Source organism: Pseudomonas sp. FBCC-B1667 (assembly GCF_059133255.1).
On sequence record NZ_CP101437.1, the window covers coordinates 403,326 to 421,213 of the forward strand.

At 55.2% G+C, this 17,888-nt stretch carries 11 protein-coding genes and 1 pseudogene; 4 read left to right on the forward strand and 8 right to left on the reverse strand.

Annotated features, from left to right (window positions below; genetic code table 11):
- Positions 1-377: 377 nt before the first annotated feature.
- Positions 378-1,166 carry an IS21-like element helper ATPase IstB gene (gene istB, locus NL116_RS01745; protein ID WP_494375763.1) on the reverse strand — a complete coding sequence of 263 codons (789 nt, stop codon included), beginning with the start codon at positions 1,164-1,166 and terminating at the stop codon, positions 378-380.
- Positions 1,163-2,184: pseudogene (gene istA, locus NL116_RS01750) on the reverse strand (IS21 family transposase). Before istA ends, istB begins: the two are co-directional and overlap by 4 nt.
- A 1,664-nt stretch (positions 2,185-3,848) precedes the next feature.
- Between istA and NL116_RS01755 the strand changes: the two are divergent.
- Positions 3,849-4,475: a response regulator gene (locus tag NL116_RS01755; protein WP_494375764.1), complete on the forward strand. Its 627-nt coding sequence runs from the start codon at positions 3,849-3,851 to the stop codon at positions 4,473-4,475.
- Positions 4,476-4,542: 67 nt separating this feature from the next.
- On the opposite strand, the gene NL116_RS01760 is transcribed toward NL116_RS01755, so the two are convergent.
- Both NL116_RS01760 and NL116_RS01765 read right to left on the reverse strand, forming a co-directional pair.
- A complete protein-coding gene (locus tag NL116_RS01760) occupies positions 4,543-4,974 on the reverse strand; it encodes a response regulator (RefSeq protein ID WP_494375765.1) in 432 nt (143 codons plus the stop codon).
- 739 nt (positions 4,975-5,713) lie between these two features.
- Positions 5,714-6,007 carry a helix-turn-helix domain-containing protein gene (locus tag NL116_RS01765; RefSeq protein ID WP_494375766.1) on the reverse strand — a complete coding sequence of 98 codons (294 nt, stop codon included), beginning with the start codon at positions 6,005-6,007 and terminating at the stop codon, positions 5,714-5,716.
- Between the two features lie 130 nt (positions 6,008-6,137).
- Between NL116_RS01765 and NL116_RS01770 the strand changes: the two genes are divergently transcribed.
- Positions 6,138-6,575 carry a hypothetical protein gene (locus tag NL116_RS01770; RefSeq protein ID WP_494375767.1) on the forward strand — a complete coding sequence of 146 codons (438 nt, stop codon included), beginning with the start codon at positions 6,138-6,140 and terminating at the stop codon, positions 6,573-6,575.
- A gap of 763 nt (positions 6,576-7,338) precedes the next feature.
- On the opposite strand, the gene NL116_RS01775 is transcribed toward NL116_RS01770, so the two are convergent.
- Positions 7,339-7,677, reverse strand: a complete 339-nt coding sequence (locus NL116_RS01775; protein WP_494375768.1) for a hypothetical protein — start codon at positions 7,675-7,677, stop codon at positions 7,339-7,341.
- 855 nt (positions 7,678-8,532) lie between these two features.
- Between NL116_RS01775 and NL116_RS01780 the strand changes: the two genes are divergently transcribed.
- The gene (locus NL116_RS01780; protein ID WP_494375769.1) at positions 8,533-8,742 is read left to right on the forward strand and encodes a hypothetical protein; all 210 of its coding nucleotides are present in this window, start codon (positions 8,533-8,535) and stop codon (positions 8,740-8,742) included.
- Between the two features lie 329 nt (positions 8,743-9,071).
- Here the strand turns inward: NL116_RS01780 and NL116_RS01785 are convergent, their stop codons facing one another.
- Positions 9,072-10,352 (reverse strand): PEGA domain-containing protein, encoded by a 1,281-nt coding sequence (locus tag NL116_RS01785; RefSeq protein ID WP_494375770.1) that lies wholly within the window; start codon positions 10,350-10,352, stop codon positions 9,072-9,074.
- Between the two features lie 1,114 nt (positions 10,353-11,466).
- On the opposite strand from NL116_RS01785, the gene NL116_RS01790 reads away from it, so the two are divergent.
- Complete coding sequence (locus tag NL116_RS01790; RefSeq protein WP_494375771.1) at positions 11,467-11,820, forward strand: histone-like nucleoid-structuring protein, MvaT/MvaU family; 354 nt, start codon at positions 11,467-11,469, stop codon at positions 11,818-11,820.
- A gap of 367 nt (positions 11,821-12,187) precedes the next feature.
- On the opposite strand, the gene NL116_RS01795 is transcribed toward NL116_RS01790, so the two are convergent.
- A complete protein-coding gene (locus NL116_RS01795; protein ID WP_494375772.1) occupies positions 12,188-14,542 on the reverse strand; it encodes a tetratricopeptide repeat protein in 2,355 nt (784 codons plus the stop codon).
- Positions 14,543-14,756: 214 nt separating this feature from the next.
- The gene (locus NL116_RS01800) at positions 14,757-17,273 is read right to left on the reverse strand and encodes a fused MFS/spermidine synthase (RefSeq protein ID WP_494375773.1); all 2,517 of its coding nucleotides are present in this window, start codon (positions 17,271-17,273) and stop codon (positions 14,757-14,759) included.
- Positions 17,274-17,888 lie beyond the last annotated feature (615 nt).

A 17,888-nucleotide genomic window follows, 5' to 3' on the forward strand; every position in this document is an offset into this window, starting at 1 on the left:
CAATGTGTGTGGTTAATTCAGGATGGCCCTACAGACGCAGCTTCGCTGCTTGGCTAATATTCCGCAGTCCGCCCAGGAATTTCTAAGTCGAACTGGCGTTTACATGGTGTTGCTGGGCGGACACCTCAACTAAGTTTACGGCGATGCGTTGCTGCCGAGTCAAGCGCCAAATCGTGTCTACCCTTCGTTGATCTCATGATCATGACCGCTCATTTGTCGAGCTTCGCTCCGTTAGCTCGGCAAGCTTCGTTAGCCACTCTTCTTCAGATGAAGAGCCGATAACCAACCATGCTAGCGGATATATGTCAACACCGGTTGAAAACTGACCCACCCTACCGAAGTAAAACTGACCCACCCCGGCGGTATTTAAGGTCTGTTTATTTGCGCGGCGAAGCCGTTTCTCTCGGCACCACCTGACCAGATTTCAGCTTGTCCTTGAGCCGGTAGCTCTGTCCGCTGACCTGGACGATATGGGCGTGATGCAGCAATCGATCCAGAAGCGCTGCGGTCAGTGTCGAGTCATCGGCGAACGTCGTTGCCCACTGGCTGAACGGCAGATTGCTAGTCAGCACAACGCTGCCATGTTCATACCTCTTGGCGATCACATTGAAAAACAAGTTGGCTTCGTCCCGGCCAAACGGCAAATAGCCGATTTCATCGATCACAAGCAGTTTGGCGCGCTGCACAACACGGCTGAAATACTGCGCCAAGCGGCCCTGATGATGAGCTGCGACGAGTTGTAGGGTAAGGTCGGCCGCTGATATGAATCGGGTCGATATGCCCGCCATGATTGCTCGATGAGCCAGCGCGCTAGCTAAATGTGTTTTACCAACACCCGACGGCCCCAGCAGCACAACGTTTTCTTTGCGTTCAATAAACGCTAGCCCCGCCAATTCCAGAATCTGGCTTTGGGGCGCGCCGCTGGCGAATTTGAAGTCGTATTGTTCAACCGTTTTCACTGCCGGCAGTCCGGACTGCTGCATCAGTACTTGGCGTCTGCGCTCGTTCCGGGCTCGATCCTCGCTGAGCAGAAGTTGTTCCAGGAAGTCGGCGTAGCTCGTTTCGTTTTCAGCGGCTTGCTGGGCCAGTGCCGGCCAATCCGTTGCAAAAGTATCAAGTTTGAACTGTTGGCACAGCGACTCGATGCGCAGGTGTTGAAGGCTCATGGACGTAGCTCCAGCAGTGCCTGATAGACCGATAACGGGTGCTGCAAGCTTTCAACCGGTACTGGCTGGCCAGTAGAAATCAGGACGCTTGAGGCGCTCTTTAAATCGGGCAGCGGCAATAGATGATGCACTTCGGTATCGAGCCGGTGCTGCGGTATTTCGCCGTTGTCGCATGTGTGCGGGCGTTGGCGATTTCTATCAACCAGGGACCGATCCTGCTGTTCGCCACCTCAACGTCCAGCACCAGATTGACTTGATTGAGTGATGCAGCCAGCGGCACTACAAAGCTGTTTTTCAAATAGTGGTTGAAGCGCTCGACCTTGCCCTTGGTCTGCGCCCGATACGGTCGACAAACTTTCGGCGTAAAGCCGTACCGCTCGGCCAGGATCAGTAGCGCAGGATTCCATCGGTGCTCGCCAGGCCCGTAAACATCACGTTCCTGAATGATGGTTTTGGCATTATCGAACAACAATTTTCGAGGCGTACCGCCGAAGAAGCGCAAGGCCTTTTCAATCCCGGTACACCACGCGGCCGAGTCTTCGCGGCGAGAGAAGACGACGTAACTGGCGCGACTCCAGCCCAATGTCGCAACGAATGCCAGCAGCGGATCGCGCCCACGTCGAATGATGGTGAAGTCGACCTGCATCTGCTCACCAGGCTCGGTTTCGAACCGGACGACAGGTTCGTTTGCCCTGCTTTTCAATGTCAGCAGAAAGCTGGTGAGGATGGAATATCCGCCTTCGTAACCCTGTTCGCGGATTTCCCTGAGCAACACGATGGCAGGAATCCAATGCGGCCGAGCGGCTTCTACACGCTGGCGAAGGAAGGCCTCGAAAGGCGCAAGCTTGCCCACGCGCTGCGCGCGAGGGCCATAGACAACGGGCTGGCGCTGCGATTGTAATTTGAGGTGGCGTCGAATCGTATTTCGCGAGCAGCGCATCTGCCGAGCGATGGCCCGAATAGACAAACCCTGACGAATAAGAACACTGATTTCCACGTGTTGCTCCTGGGACAGCATGGGCAGCTCGCAAAAGCTGCATTGTGCCCAAGTGGGTCAGTTTTCAACCGGTGGGGTGGGTCAGTTTTGCATCGGTACTGACAGATATACGGCGAATACTCCCCAAGTAGGGTGGAGGCTTCCTTGCGATAATCGACAGGCTCATCGTCGAATTCCTGCTTCAGACTTTGGCTTCATGGTCGTCCCATCCCAATGTTATCGCCGTCTGATTTTCTCGATCGAGCTCGACGTAGGGGGCGTGTCTATGCGCTGAGCGTCCATCTTCAGTATCGTCACATTGCGGTTTCTGGTTGCCAGTTTAAGCAGCGCCTTTGGGGCGTCCGGAATGGTTATGTTTCCGCATTGCAAAACTCTATTTGCTGGCGGGGTGTTCGTTTATGGGCTATTGAATGGTAACCGGCGTGACACTTATAAGGAGTGCATGATGTACAGCGCGCCAACTAATCAGCAATTGGCTGACACCTTGGGTATCACCGCGGATGAGGTTCGGACATATATCGTTCGGGCGCGCTCGTTGGCAATGGAAGGCGGATGGGTTCTAACTTTTTCACCTAGGACCCCTGAGCAGATTCTGAGCCAATTGAATCTTACTCAATCGTTGACGTGTACTGTTGTGTTGCGGCTCGTGACGTGGCGGCACTGAAGTTCTGGATCTAGTTCAGTTCCAGCCCCAACAATGCCGAAGCGCTTCTCCATCTATAGACTTCTCTGTCATTGCAATTGCAGCCGCTGGAGGCCGGTTTGCATGGCTAGGTTGTGAGAAAGCTTTACCCCGAGTCCTCAATTTTTCTGAGGTGAGTAAAGCCTCCACATCTATCTTGCGAAGCCTTGCCGGTATGGCTTCCAGATGCCATGACATGTTTCCAAAATGTAGGCGGCGCAATCGTTCTGGGGAGGAGGGGCGAGTGGGCCGTCCCGTACTCGGCATTGGCGTTTATGACGCCATTAGATGCAAGACACGTACGCATACGGTGTTAGAATTATAGTGGCAAAAATTTCAGCAAATTAGTTTTTCAGTCTGCTGGCGACCTGGAAAAATCGGTGATGCTGCGGTACGCGCTGTAATGCAGCTATCGCGTTGCGCTGAGCTTTACCAGTCGAGGGTGGCTCTAGGTGGTCGCTGCGCAAGGGAATAGGGTCAAGCGGCCGTCTTAGCCATTGTGCAGGTCAGCAATTCAGTTGGCGGCCAGATTGTTCTGCGCTCCGGTATTGAAGGATTCCCCTACAGGCAAGTCGTTTGCGAATAGGCCTAATCTGCGTGTTTTGGGCTTGGCCTAACGCCCTGCCAATGAGCCCCGCAATTCAGGCAGGTCGGTTGTTCTCAGGACCGCCAAAAAAAGGGGCCGCCTGACGGAGCGTCGGCAGCGACCCTATGGGCTTAAAATCTCGATATTTGACACAACGTTTCGTCGCGCGCGCCTTGGAACGCGTAGCCTGCACCTCGTTTAAAAACAGCCGCTTGGATGGTCATATGGCTAAAATGGGGGTAGGGGATAGGCACCGATCATGGGCGATCATCGGCCGAAAAACTTCAGTCCCGCTCGGTAACTTGGCGTGACACTCAATGGCAGCGATCGACCTTCCACCTCGCGGCGATCATTGGGTTTAAACTAAATTAGGTTCAGTGCCTACGCACCAATGCTGCGCATGCTAAAGGGAGAGTTATGGCCAGAATATTGATTGCAGATGACCATGCAGTAGTGCGCATGGCGGTGCGGCTCTTACTTGAAAAGGCTGGGCATGAGGTGGTGGGGGAGGCTTATAGCGGATTGGATGTCGTCGCCCTTGCGCGCAGCCTGATGCCCGACTTGATCGTTCTGGACATCGATTTGCCCAGGTTGGACGGGTTTGGAGTGCTGCAGCGGCTGAGAGGCGAATCTGATCGTATAAAGGTTATTGTGTTCTCGAGCCTGGATGTAAAGCGGTACGCCATTCGCTGCTCCAGAGCTGGTGCGTATGCGTTTGTTTCAAAAGATGGCGACATCAACGAGCTGTTAAGTGCCACTCAGATCGTGCTGGCGGGGTATACGCTCTTTCCCACCACGGATTTTTCTTCCGTCGATACCTCTTCGCGTCTGGCTTCCGAGGAAGTGTTGATGAAGTCGCTGTCAGACAGGGAGCTGGCGGTATTGCGTCAATTGGCGCGGGGGCATCGGGTCAAGGACATCGCCCAGGAATTGATGTTGAGTGAAAAAACCGCTAGCACCTATAAGGCTCGGCTGATTATCAAATTGCAGGTCGCTAATTTTCTCGAATTGGTGGAATTGGCGAAGCGTAATCGGGTCATTTGACTCTGCCCCTGCTGCGTCAATGCGTACCGAGCTGAGCGGTGCGTCGATATTCTGCGTCGACCGAACTTCAGAATTGACCGAGTCGGTGGCTCAGTTGTGGGCAAAGCGGTTTCAGCGCATGGAAGAACTGGTCTGAAGCCAAGGGCTTGCTTAAGCAGGCCAAGATTGGCAAATCCTGTTGTTGTGCGTTGAGCAGCATTTGATCGAGTTGGGGTTGATCTTCGATACCGCTGAGCAAAATGGCATACCGTATTGCACCCATCCGATAAATCGATTCAATCAGGTCAAGCCCAAGACCGTCCGGTAAATGCTGATCGCACAGCAGCAGGTCAAACGTTCGCCCTTCGTTAATCATGTTCGTGGCTTCAGCGCAGTTGAGCGCAGACCCCAGGCGAAAGAAGCCTTGACGGTTTAACTGCATGGCGAGGCCCATCAATTGAAACGGATGATCCTCCACGAGCAATACGCTGGGGGTCTGAAGTGTATCGGTCTCATTCATAATCAGCGCTCTTGTGGTTGCGTGAGTTTTCGATCTTGCTTGATGACTCGCACCTGATCGATTCGCACGCTCGATCGAAGATTCTCGGAAACAGTCGTCATCTTCTCAGCTCTTGAGGTGCCGTCATGTCGGTGAAGCGCTCTTGTTGTGTAGGGAATTCCGACATTTTGCGACGGAATCTTGATGGTCTTGAGCGACAAGACGCAGGACGAGTGCAGATCGCGCATGAGTTTGGTCTTATGAGCGTCAGTCAAAATTACCAAATGCGTACGCGGCAACACTGCTGGCGAAACTGGCTCCAGGGCCTCTGGCCAGGCAATAGCGCGGTCCAATCAGTAAAGTAGGCAAGGCAATTGTAAGAAATTCTTTTGACATCAATTGATGTGACTGCACAGTTTTGGGCTGCTGAATACAACTAACGGGCGTTGGGGAACAATGATCAGGCTCGCGAGATGTCCTGACAGAACTACCGTGAAGCCGCCTTACATATCCTATCGACCTACAGGAGCGCCGTTCAGCGCTTTGCGCCACTGTCCAGAACGGGAGAGTGCTCGCTTGGCAGCGGCATCAGTTTAACCCGCTGTAGGTGTTCGGATTTGCGAGGGGGCAGTGCGCCCGCGTCATACCGGTACGCTTCCTGAAAATAGCAGGGCCTATGCATCCTGATGTCCGGGAGAGTTGGGTATATACCCAGGCATGACCAATCGACATGCGCGATGCTGTTTCGGCCGGAGCAGTTTCAACGTTCTCCGTGGTCTTCAGCTTTGAGATGCTGTTTGCTCAAGATTGACACGCCTTCAGCAACTTCAAGGCGTTCAATTTCTTCAATAACGTCTTCGAGCACTTTTGCGACAGGGCGATTGTCTCTTAGTGCATAACTACCGATCATCAGCGTAATGGGGTGGGCGTTGAGCACCGTGGCGATGTCGTCGAGCTTTTCGATGGTGGGAGCGTACAAGCCGCGCTCCAATGTGCTGATGTAGGTCCGACTGCTGATGATGGAAAAGTCCTCTTGGGTTTGGTCTTGTTTCACGCGAAGCCACCGAAGAACTATTCCGAAAGCGCTTTTCAATTCCACTTTGCATGCCCTGCAAAAGGAACGATAAGGCGCTTTTGAACAGTATATGACTATAATGTATACTGTTCGTCTTGAGGTTTTCGTCATGTTCATAACCAATCAACAGGCAGCAGTGAATGGCTCTCAAGCTATGCTAGAGCCCGGTCATCAGGGCTGGCATTTTGTTCAGCCGCACCTGATGTCACCTTGGTTTCATGTCGCAATAGCCAGGCGCGAGGATGGCTTAGAGATGCTTGATGCTGTGTTCGTGGACAGCCTGCAGGCGCTGACCTCCATCCTGGATTTGCCGGAAATGGGGGGGCAAGTAAAGTCGGTACAGTTGGTATCGCCCGGTTGGCTCAACGGCAGTGATGACTGGCGCATGGAAATGCTGCTTGAAGTGACTCGAAGTCAAGATGGGACCTCGTTGCGATACACCCTACATGACGGCCGGCATTATTACTTTCCTGAAACGCAGCCAGGGTTCTCGGTGACTTTCGGCGTGCAGGTATATCCAAAAAGACCGGTGGGCTGTAGCTATTAGATTTTTGATCGATGGGCAATAAATCGATGGGAAAAACTGAGTGATAAATATCGGATTCGAACCGCAAAGCCGAAGCCTTGACTCGAAGTAGGCAGGCGTAGGCGATCACTGTTGTGCATGAAATCGCTTTGGGGTGGCGAGGCAGATTGGGTGTACTCCGTCGCCTCTGGAATTCTTCAGTCGACTCAGTGAGCACGGATGGCCCATCGTCGCGCTTCGCCGGTGCGATTTTCTATGGCGCGGGCAACGGTAGCTCTGCTGGCCGAACAGGTCTCGATCGTTCAGTAAGGGCTCGGCCTGGATTGACCACATCAGCTTCAATTTACTCTGTTAGGCACTCTGGAACCCTGCGCTCAATGAAGATTTGAAACCTTCAGTATACTATGCCGCGTTACCAAACCGTTCTCGATGGCCTCTTGCAAATGAGGGTCGTCAATGGAGTTCCTATATTCGAACCGGCGGGCAAATAAGACCTGAATGCGCGAGATAACAAATGGAATGGAGACGTCCGTGGCGCTAGCTGTGGCCATCCGCGCGACGCCTTTTATGCCACTTAATAATACCCCCGCAGCACCGAGCCGGAGCGACCGTCGGGAGCGATAAGGACGACCCTCCTGGGAGTGCGATTGGCTTTAGGTAAGTCGTACTCAGTTACGCGGCCTTTGCCGATTAAAAACGGAATCAGCGCGGGCTAGGCGGCGTTCCACTTCAATGGCCGGTTAAAAACAGCCACTGCGGATTGCCAGGTTGCGCCGAGTGGGCACTAGGCTGGCTCGGCATGCGACTTTTGGGCGTTGGCCCACAAACGATAGGCGACAGCGACTTCTTCAGGAGGCAATCTCTTTGCAATATGCGGCGCTATAGGCTGGCAACTGACAAAGCTCAGGCGCAAGCACTCTTTTTCCAAATCCTCTTTTTCGCGAAAAACCGCCGAATAAAACTCTTGAGCGGCGATCAGTTGCTGCTGGATACCGCTGATAACGAGTAATAGCTCAGTTTTTTTTGCAGCTACTTCACTTTCGGTTTTGGCGTCAAAGAAGGCTTGGGTAAGGGTAAGCAGGCAGTTGGCGCCGGAAATCAGCGGTGTGAAGGCATTTGGCATAAGTAGAGTCCATCGAAAAAGGGGCTAGCGGTGCAGATTAATCGTGCCACTGCGCCTCGGATGTAGTCATCTCCTGAAATGTCGTCACTCGATGACTAGCGGTGCCGTAAGGAGCCTTTATGGCAATCGTTAATTTTTACGGCTAGCCCTTTGACCAAAAGACCTTGCGCAACCAAACTTTGCGTCGCGCCATACTCCACTTGACCACCCGTTTGCATTCGCTCTGACCATCAATTACATCGAATTTGACCCGCACGCTTTGTAGCCGTAATCGGCAGGGCCACTTTGGTCTGAGCATCAGCGCATGTAAATGCGCGGAAGTGATCGCCCGATAGGCGAATCTAGCGATGCCTAGCAAAAATGGTTAGACATCGCCAGACATCGCTAGGGCCTCCTGTTTTGTTGGCCACTTCGGTGTTCTGATCGTTGAGGGGGGGGGGGGGCGCCGGCCAAGCCATAAAGCGGCAATCCGTAAACGCAGAGGCACAAAGCAGGAAGATGCGGTGCTAACGGCTTGCTCGGGGTATGCAGTGAACTGTCATCGCTGTGATGTACTGTTCGCTCATGCCCGTTTGAAGATTTGGGCAAGCGCGATTCAAGGTGTAGTTGAGTCGCCCGGCTTCGGCCTCAGAACTATCGCACCGTCGATCATTTCAATTGTCAGTACGTCGCCTATGCTCAGTCCTAAGCCAACGAGTAGGTCAGGCGGCAAGTCAATAATGACGTCGCCACTTCCATCTGCAGGATCTTGGCATTTCACTGTCCAGCGCCGGGATTTGGTCATGATGTAATTCACACTTGGTCTTGGTGGGGACGATTCATTATGCTCGCAATGGCTTCGTCAGTGGACGTGTGATGCTGACTGCAGATGATTTCTTCTGGCTGTTCTCTGCCGGTCATGGCTACGAAGCGCGATGGTCAAAATTGCGACGCAAACCCTTGGTCTGGCCGAATACGAATGGCCCGAAAATTAGTGCTGTTACCCGCCCAGTCCCGCCACAAATACTTTGGTTCATTGTGGTGAACCTTCAGCAATGTTTTTTGACGGTTCCTGTTATCCGGTGAAGCCAGCCAATTGAGCCCAAGAAGCCGAAGCTCAACTGCGGGTTACAGGTGAGTCTCGCGGTTTAGGCAGCTACCGCGCGCTCTCGGTGGTGGTCACCAGCTGGGGGGCGTCCGAGTTTCTACTTGCCGTCCGGCGCCAATTTAAGTTTCACCGCCTGGCTGCCCTGTCCCGCCATTTCGCGGCGGACGCGGGTGCATAGCCATGCACAGACCAACATCCATCGTCACTGGTAGGCAGGCCAGGTCGCCGCTTTTCGAGGCGCAATTCATCGGCATATGTTCCGGGCAGGGGGCAAAACTGACGTCACGATCTTTTTGAGCCAGCGGTGTCAGTTAAATTTAAAATTAACAACCTTGTCCGAATCCAGTTTGACTTTGCGTTCCAACTTCTTGCCATCTCGAGAAAGCTGGATGTTGTGCTCACCTTTGGGCAGCGCCAATATTACCGGTGAAGGGCCATAACTCGCCCCTTCAAGCCAAACATTGTCGTCATATTTATTACTGCGAACGGTCAGCGTAAAGAGTTGGCCAGAGCATAGATTTTTTTCGACACCCAGTATCGAGCAGGCGAGCGACAGTTTCGGGGTGACACTGGCATGGACCTGTACCGTCGCGTTGACAACGCCCTCCATGTCCATGGTGGCATTAGAGAATTCGTGGGTGTAAGTATAAGAAAACTGGCTAGCGTTGACCTGTGGAGTTTCTCGTCCATTTTCTCTTGCGGGCTGCTGACGAATGGAGGATTCATATCGCTTGACTAGCCATTCTTCGACGATGTGGTCTATTTTTTTGTCTGTCAGGCAGCTTGAAAGACTTTTGAGGGATGAACAATCAAAACGGAAAGTTTCGCTAAAGCTGAACACCTTCGGCAGCATTTTTTGTGTCGAAAGAATGGCCAGTTTTGCTTGGGCGTTTTCCAGGCGTGACAAGGCTACTTGGGTGGTGGCGATGTCTGCCTGAATATCGCTAATGGCTTCGTTATAACGAGTCGTGTTTTTGTTGAGCGCGGCATATTGGGTGTCCAGACTTTTGCGCAATTTGATTTGGGACGCGTACTCAGTTCGGACGGTTTCCACTGCGTCGCCGCCGTTGCCGATCAGGAAACTTTCTGTTTCACGCAGGATGGCCAATTTTAATCGCGCCTCAATATCGCGAGCGGCATTTCGATCCAGTTCGACCCGATCAAGACTACTGCCATCCGCGGCCCGAAGTTTTTCCAGTCTGGAAAGCTCCGCTTCCTTCGTAGCCAAAAGCTTTTGGAGTTGTTCGGTAGGGGACAGCTTTGCGGGCGGCACCAGCGCTGTCGTTTCGAGTGGAGCCGATTGTGCTGGCGCGGATTGTGCGGTGGGTGATGGCGCGATTTCCGGCAAGGTAGCTGCTGATGAGTCGGAAGATGCGCGGGGTGTCGCTCGTGGCTTCACGGTGGCTTGGGTGGCGTCCGGTGTCTTGGGCTCTGCATTCGGTTTCTGATTGATACTTATGGTGGAGGGTAGGGAGGTAGGGTCATTCGAAGTGTTGTCGATCGCAATGGCATCGACAGTCATTCCTCCCCAAAAAGCGTATGCCAAAACCTTGGGTAAATGGCGTGATCCCGAAAACAGCGCAAGCATAAGACCTCCTCAATTAAATGCAGCTCTTTATTATTCGCTAATACCCCAGGTTTCTGGCAGCTGAAAGTCCGCTCGTTCATGGAGAACTCATTGGATCCAGGCACTTTGCCTAAAGGCAGCGACGCAACTAATGCGCCTTAAAGCTTTTTACGGTAGCACTGGAGAAGGCATCCTGGATGTAAGGAAATCCTGCACGGCCGGGCGATTACTGACTCAAGACAGATTTAATGAGGGGGGCTTTTGAAGGGCTGTGGGCGTAGGTTTTGGTACGCCCGAAGGAGCAGGGTCTGTTGTGACATCCACGTGTTCAGACCGCAAAAAGGGAAATTGGTCCTGCGGACTGATAAATCTCCCTCCCTTCAACCTCAATTGCGTCGCGTTTGTCCACTTGTGTACATTCGACTTGATCAGTCATATGCATTAATAATTTGCTATCGCGTCGCGTGACTCACCGTATACAAGAAGGAACAGCTGTCGCTATCGGCGACCAAAGTCCGCCGATCCCTTTTCAGTCGTCACGGGCAGGGGCGGAATTAGTCAGGAGCGGCTGCCGCGAAGTCAATTGACGGGGGGTGTATACATTAACAAGGCTGGTCCTATAGTTCGGAGTCAGAGCCGTACATTGTAAAATGTAGATTCACGACGTATGACAGGAAGGAAAGGGAGTGGAGAGGTGACTGGGCTTTGGGCAAGCAACTCACTTGGTCCCGTAGGAAAATATCGTGGCGTAGTTGCCACGGTTGATTGAATCCGAGCTTGGTCTATTAATCTAGCTTCAGATGCAGGATTACACCTGTCAGATGCTGGGCTCACCACTGGGTTGTGGGGCTTTTCAGAAAAGTAATTTGAAACGCTGCAGTTGTTAAAGGTGGTGCATTATCACGCGGGGCCGTAAAATAATCCTGTTCCTACCCAACGATTATGCGCGTGCGGTAGAAGCAGAGTCGATAACGAACGTACAAAACCTATATCGACGGACTGAACAAGAATACTGTACGTACACTTTCAGCATTCGATTTTCGCCCAGCATTGACTTAGAGCGGTTCGCGACAGCTGGATATGGATAATTTTCTTCATCCCACGCTTTGCTCACTTTACCAATTTTGGAGGCAACATGTCCTTAATCACCGAATACCGCGCCACAGAAGATGCCATCAACGAGCTTAAGCAAAAGCTGGAAGCGCTCGAAAGCCACCCTGGTTTGCAGGCAGAAATGGAGTTTGAGAAAAAACTGCGCACCCTGATGGGCGAGTACAGTAAAAGCTTGCGCGACATCATCGCGATAGTGGATCCGAAGATAAGCCAGGTGATGACTGACGTCACTCCAACTCGTAAAAAGCGCGCCCTCAAGATCTATCGTAATCCGCAGTCGGGTGAGGCCATTGAAACAAAGGGCGGTAATCACAAGCAGTTAAAAGCCTGGAAGGCCCAATATGGCGCTGAAACAGTAGAGTCGTGGCTTGAATAAGCATTGAATTCAAAGGGTGTCATTGACACCCTTCTTCAGCTAGGCGCGGGCCGGAATCCTTTGCCCACGGAAGTCATTGCGGCAATATTTGGCTTTCGCGGCGACACCAAAGGTTGATTGGGTGTAACGACAATCAATCTATCGAACATTGGTAGGACCGTTTGCGCTTTCTCGTTTCGATTCAATCGGTTCTTTTCAACGGTAGCGATACGCTGATCTAGCAAAAAAATCGACTGAGCGGTCGCAATCGACGCCAAGGCTTGTAGCTCTAGGATATGCGGCACTTGGAGTGCGGGCGGAGTGTGGCAGGTCCTGCACGTTACTTTAGGGGTTAGTTTAATCGCGCAGGATTTGAATCGATCGCCGGTCATTTCAATGCCGGATCCCCCATGTTCATTTTCTTCCAGCCCTGCAACAGCACCTGCGCCTTCGGTTCCTGTCCATTGCCCAGGTAGTACTGGATCAACGTCAGCCGCACATTGCGGTTCGCCGGTTGGACTTTCAGCAAGCGCTCCAGCATTTCGCAAGCCTCTTCAACTTTGCCGCTGTCATGCAACGCCACAGCCAGCACGTAGCCGTATTGGGCGTTTTGTGGTTCCAGTTGCGCGGCTTTGCGTAGCGCCGACATGGCTTGGTCCGATTTGCCCGCACGCACCAGTGACAAGCCCTGGGTGTGCTGCAACAAAGCGGCGTCCGGGTGATCTTTTAGCCCTTGCGCCAGCAGTGCCTGCGCCTCCTGGCTACGGCCATTGGCTTCCAGCCATTGCACCAGTGTCACGAGTGCCGGGTAGAAATCCGGATCGCGCTTGAGCGCCGTGCGCAAATACTGTTCGACCTCGTCGTTACGGCCGCTGGCCTGGTAGAGCATTGCCAGGTTGAGGTTGGCTTCGGCGCGTTCCAGCAGGCTTTTCTGTGCCGCTTCATACTCGGCAATTGCCGCATTCCAGTTCGTCTGGGCAGTGACCAAACCACTGCGGGCGGCAACCAGCAGGTCCCGGGCTGCGGCAATGCGCACAGCCATCACCGGGTCTGTCAGCAACGGCGTCAACAGCGACGCCCGCTCAGGTGGCGGGAGGAACGCGCTGATTGTGCGAATGGCGCTTTCACGCACTTGTGGTGCCGGGTTGCTCAAGTCCTTGGTGGCCAGTTTCAACGCCTGTTCACTCGGATACAACGGCAGTTCGGCCAGCAGGGTGGCCCGCTGAATCGCCGGCAAGTTGCTGCGTTGCAATTGCTCATACAAGGCTTGCGCCGCGCCGGGTTGACCGTTGCGGATCAGCCACAGGCTTTCGTCATAACGCGGGGCCTGTGCGGTGGGGGCGCTGTTCCACAGTTTGAATTGCTCGGTGACCTTGTCGCCGTCCTTGCCTTGGTGACAGGTGAGGCAGGCGTCTGGTGTGCCGAGTTTTTTCGCTCGTTCCGGGTTGGGAATACTGAAGCTGTGGTCATGCCGGAAGTCATTGCCCATGTAGAACTTCCCGGGCATATGGCAATCCATGCACTGCGAGCCTGGCTGGCCCATGGTGTGGCGGGTGTGCTCGATGGAATCGTAGTTTTTTGCTTGCAGGCCTTTGCCGTCGACGCCTTCCACCGGGGTTTTGCCCGCGGTGTTGTGGCATTGCAGGCAAACGCCGTTGCCCGGAGCCTTGAGTTCGGTGCTATGCGGGTTGTGGCAGTTGCTGCAGCGCACGCCCTTGTCGAACATTTTGCTTTGGGCGAACGAGCCGTGTTCAAACACCTCGTCCTTGATCTTGCCGTCCAGCGCATACAACTCGCGGGTCAGGGGACTTGGCAAATAGTCATCCATCAGGCGTTTGCCGACGGTGTAGCCATCGCTCAGCGGTGCGCGGCGCGAATGGCAGCGGGCGCAGGTTTCGATTTCGACGGTGGCGTTCTTGTCCTTGAGGTCGACGGCAAAACCAGCATGAATCACATCACCTTTTTTCGCCGTCCATTCCAGGTGATTGGAGGCCGGGCCGTGGCAGGCTTGGCAGCCGACGCCGAGACTGTTCCAGTGACTGTCGAAGGTGTTTTTCGCGGCATCGAAATTGCGTTTGTAACCCGTGGTGTGGCACTCGACGCACATGAAGTTGGCGTTCTGGCTCGGCTTGCTCCAGTGCAGCGGATTCTTGAAATTCACCCCCTGGCCCGGATAGAGGTGGAACCAGCGGTGTTTCTCGGTATCCCAGGCCACGCCCAAGGGTTGCAAGCGACCTTCGCCGACGTCGATCAGGTATTGCTGCAACGGCGCGATGCCGAAGGTATAGGCGACCTTGAAGTCGGCATTCTTGCCATCGATACCCGGCGTGTTGACCCAGAACCCATCGTCCTTGCGCGAGAAAACGCTGGTTTCGTTCTCCGCTTTGAAGGTGATGTTATTGAAGTCGCCCAGTATCGTCTCGGCATTGGCCGCCTGCATCGCCAATTGGTGATGGGAGCCTTTCCAGTCCTTGACCTGCTCGCTGTGGCAGCCCTGGCATTGTTGCTCATCGACCATCTTCGCCGGCGCCATCGCCACCGGTTGCGGTTTGCCCGGTTGTGCGACAGGGGCTGTGACGGGAACGGGTTTCAGCGGTGCCGGTGTGCTGCTGAACAGAAACCAGCCAATGGCGATGACCGCTAACAGCAGTGCGCCGATGGTGACGGGAAAGAGGTAGCGATTGATCAGGTTCGGATGCGAATCAGGGTTGGGGTTTGTGGCTTTGTTTTTATGCTTCGGCATGGCGGCTTCCGGGGTCCAGGTGCGTTTGCCGTCAGGCGCGCGTCAAAGCTCGATTCAGCGTTGCCGGTTAACCGGCGTCTGTCAAATACGCGTGTGATCAGCTATGCGGTGTTGAAGAAACAATGTGATTTTTTGGTCGCGAAAAAGCGCCTAATTGGCGACACCTGTGGGCACGCAAATCTCACTGTGGGAGCGTGTTCGCGCAAGTGACGCATCATTCCCCGATAAACCAGCGGTAATACGGATTGCCGCCATCGCCCATCATCACTTCGCGGATGTCCCGAGCCCAGGCGTCCCGATCACCGTCATAGGCGTGCAAGCTCGCCCGATAGAATTGCATCAGGCGCTGCTGATGAGCGTTCATGCGTTCGGTGAACCCGTCATCGGCATTGAGCAGCGGGATCGGTTGACGCAAGTCCAACAGGGCCGGCAGCACGCGGCTGATTTCCTTGGCGCGAACCCACGGGGCGTATTCGATCCGTGGCTGATCATCGGTGACGGGTAACGCATCGGCGGCAAACCGTTCCAGCCCGGCGCGGTCGGTCACCCAGGTCGCCATCAAGGCCGCCGCGGAACCGATGCCCACATCCTGCAACGTGCTGCGCACGGTTTCCGGCTGGAAGCGTTGGCTGATTTTCGCCGCGTCCAGTTCGATCGGTTCCATCGAGCCCACCAGCAACATTTCGTGGAACTCACTGGTCCACAGCGTGGCGTAGGGGAATACGTCGAGAAAACTGCGCACCAGCGAGCGCGAATCGTCGATGTTCTGGGTCGGCAGGGGTAACCACTGCGCGACCAGGCCTTTCTTCTCCAGGCGGCTGGCGGCCAGTTGGTAGAAGTCACGGGAATATAGATTCACCACACCGGCGGCGGAGGGCGGTGGCGGTTCCAGGGTGATCAGGTCGAAATTCTGCGGACTGCGCAGCAATTCCTGGCGACCGTCGCGCAAGCGCACATCCACCGTCGGGTCGGCGGCGGCATTGAAGTTGCCCTTGAACAGCGGCGCGGCTTTGACCACCGACGGCAGCAGTTCGGCGACCACGCGATGTTCCAGCCCCGGATAGCGAGTCAGCGCGCCGGCGGTAATGCCAGTGCCAAAACCGATGACCAGCGCCGAGCGCGGTTCGCCGTTGTGGATCAGCAGCGGCAATAGCGCCTGAATCCGCATGTAGCGCAGCGATGGCATGGCGTCGCCGGTGTTGGACACGCCCTGGATATACAGACGATGGAAGGTCTTCTGGCCCTTGCCTTGAGTGACCACGGCCACGGTGCCGCCACGTCCTTCTTCATAGAACGCCAGTGTGCCGTTGCGGGCACCGGGCAGCAGGCTGGCCAGTTTGTCGACCGGAGTAAAAACCGCCACGACCACCGACAACAGGCCGAGGGCGACCACGCCCTGACGCCGGCCTTTCTTGACGTGATGACCTTTGCGCACCGCGAAATAGCCGATCCCGGCAGCGACAATCGCCAGCAGGCCCAAGGTACGCACCAGTCCCAGCAGCGGGATCAGCAAGAACCCACAGAGCATCACGCCGACAATCCCGCCCAGGGTGTTGAACGCCACCACGGCCCCGACGTCCTTGCCGACGTGGTCATGGCCAACACTCAACCGCAGCGCCAGCGGGAATGCCGCGCCCAGCAACACGGTGGGCACGAACACGATGCTCAAGGCCGCCACGGCAAACCGTGCGCTCATGCCCATCAACTCGCTGGCGCCCATGGCCAACACGGCGATTTCGGCCTGGGATTGCACATACACCAGCCAGCGCCCGAGAAAAGCCACTTCCAGCAACGCGATCAGGCCGGCGCCGGCAATCAGCAAGCCAAACACGCCCCAGGGATCTCGAATGCGATCAACCCGACGGGCCAGCAGCGCGCTGCCGAGGAACAAACCGGTGAGGTAAGTCGCCAGCACCACGGCGAACGCATAGGTGCGGGTGCTCATGAACTGCACGATCGATTGCGACCAGACCACTTCGTAGCCCAGCGCGACGCCGCCCGCGATGGAATACAGCCACAGCGCCAGACGATCCGGCGCTTTTGCTGCGTGGTGTTTGACCGGCGCTTCGACCGGCGCCGGGCGATGGCGCTGAAACCACAAGGCACCGGCGGCGGCCACCAGGTTCAGCATGGCCGCAGCCAAGGCGCTGCCGCGCACGCCGAGGGTGGCGATCAACACGAAGGCGGCGAGCAGGGTGCCGGCAATCGCGCCAGCGGTGTTGGCGGCATACAGTTGGCCGCCAGCCTTGCCCAGATGCTGCGGATCGCTGGCCAACGAGCGCACCAGCACCGGCAGCGTGCCACCCATTAACAGCGCGGGAATGCCCACCAGCGCAAACGGCAAGACCCAGGCCGCCAATCCGATGTGTTGCTCCAGCCAGGCGAACGGGCTGGCGGCCAGGCTCATCGCGAAGGTCGCACCGACGCCCAGCACCGCCACCACCACTTCCAGCCCTGCATACAGCAGAACCGGGTGCTGCAAACGATCAGCCCAACGCCCGAACAGCAATCCACCCAAGGCCAACCCGGCAAAAAACGCGCTGATGCCGGTGGTGATCGCATACACCTCGACGCCGACCACCAGCGACAACTGCTTGATCCACAACACTTGGTAAACCAGCGCGGCGGCGCCGGAGACGAACAGCAGCAGGGCGGGAATCAAAAGGGCCGGGGACGCGGCGGTGTGCGGGGCTGGTATAGCCGACGACTTGCTGGCGACACGTGAGGACATTGTGGGTTGCCTTATTGCAAATCAAATATCTAGATTGTGCCGAGCCCAAACGGGCCGGCTGTCTCCTTTGAAATACTCGCAGATGTGCGCGTGTATTCCTTGGCCTATAGGGTTGCCAATGGAGTTGTGATCAGTTGAAGTCGAAGACATGGTGGACGAGGTCGCCTATCGTTTGCCGGATCGCCTCGGCTTCGGCGCTTTCGACCTTGATGACTGCATATATCATGAGGGCGATCAATATGACGAGAAATACTCTGAACATGTGCCTGGCCATTTGCTTTGAATTAAGTGAGGCAGTTGCCTCTGCATGTCAAAGAGTGGCCAGTTTGTTGATCTAAGTCTGTAGGGGGAGCCTTCAACCAAGACGACGCGACCTTTAGGCTATTCCGTTTCATCGGCTGTTTTTCAGCTACCCATCGTTATCGTCATTTTTTCGAGGTCGCTGTCTGTTGCCGTGTTCGGCCGCAGGCGCACAGCCTTTGGCATATTTGTGATGTCCAAACACGCAAGAGCCTTGGCTTTCATTTCAGAATCGACTTCCGCGCCGGTGTGGGGTGGATTCAGAGAGACATGTCGGTCGGCCTGTGCACTCGCTGAGAGGTCTTCTGGGCGTCG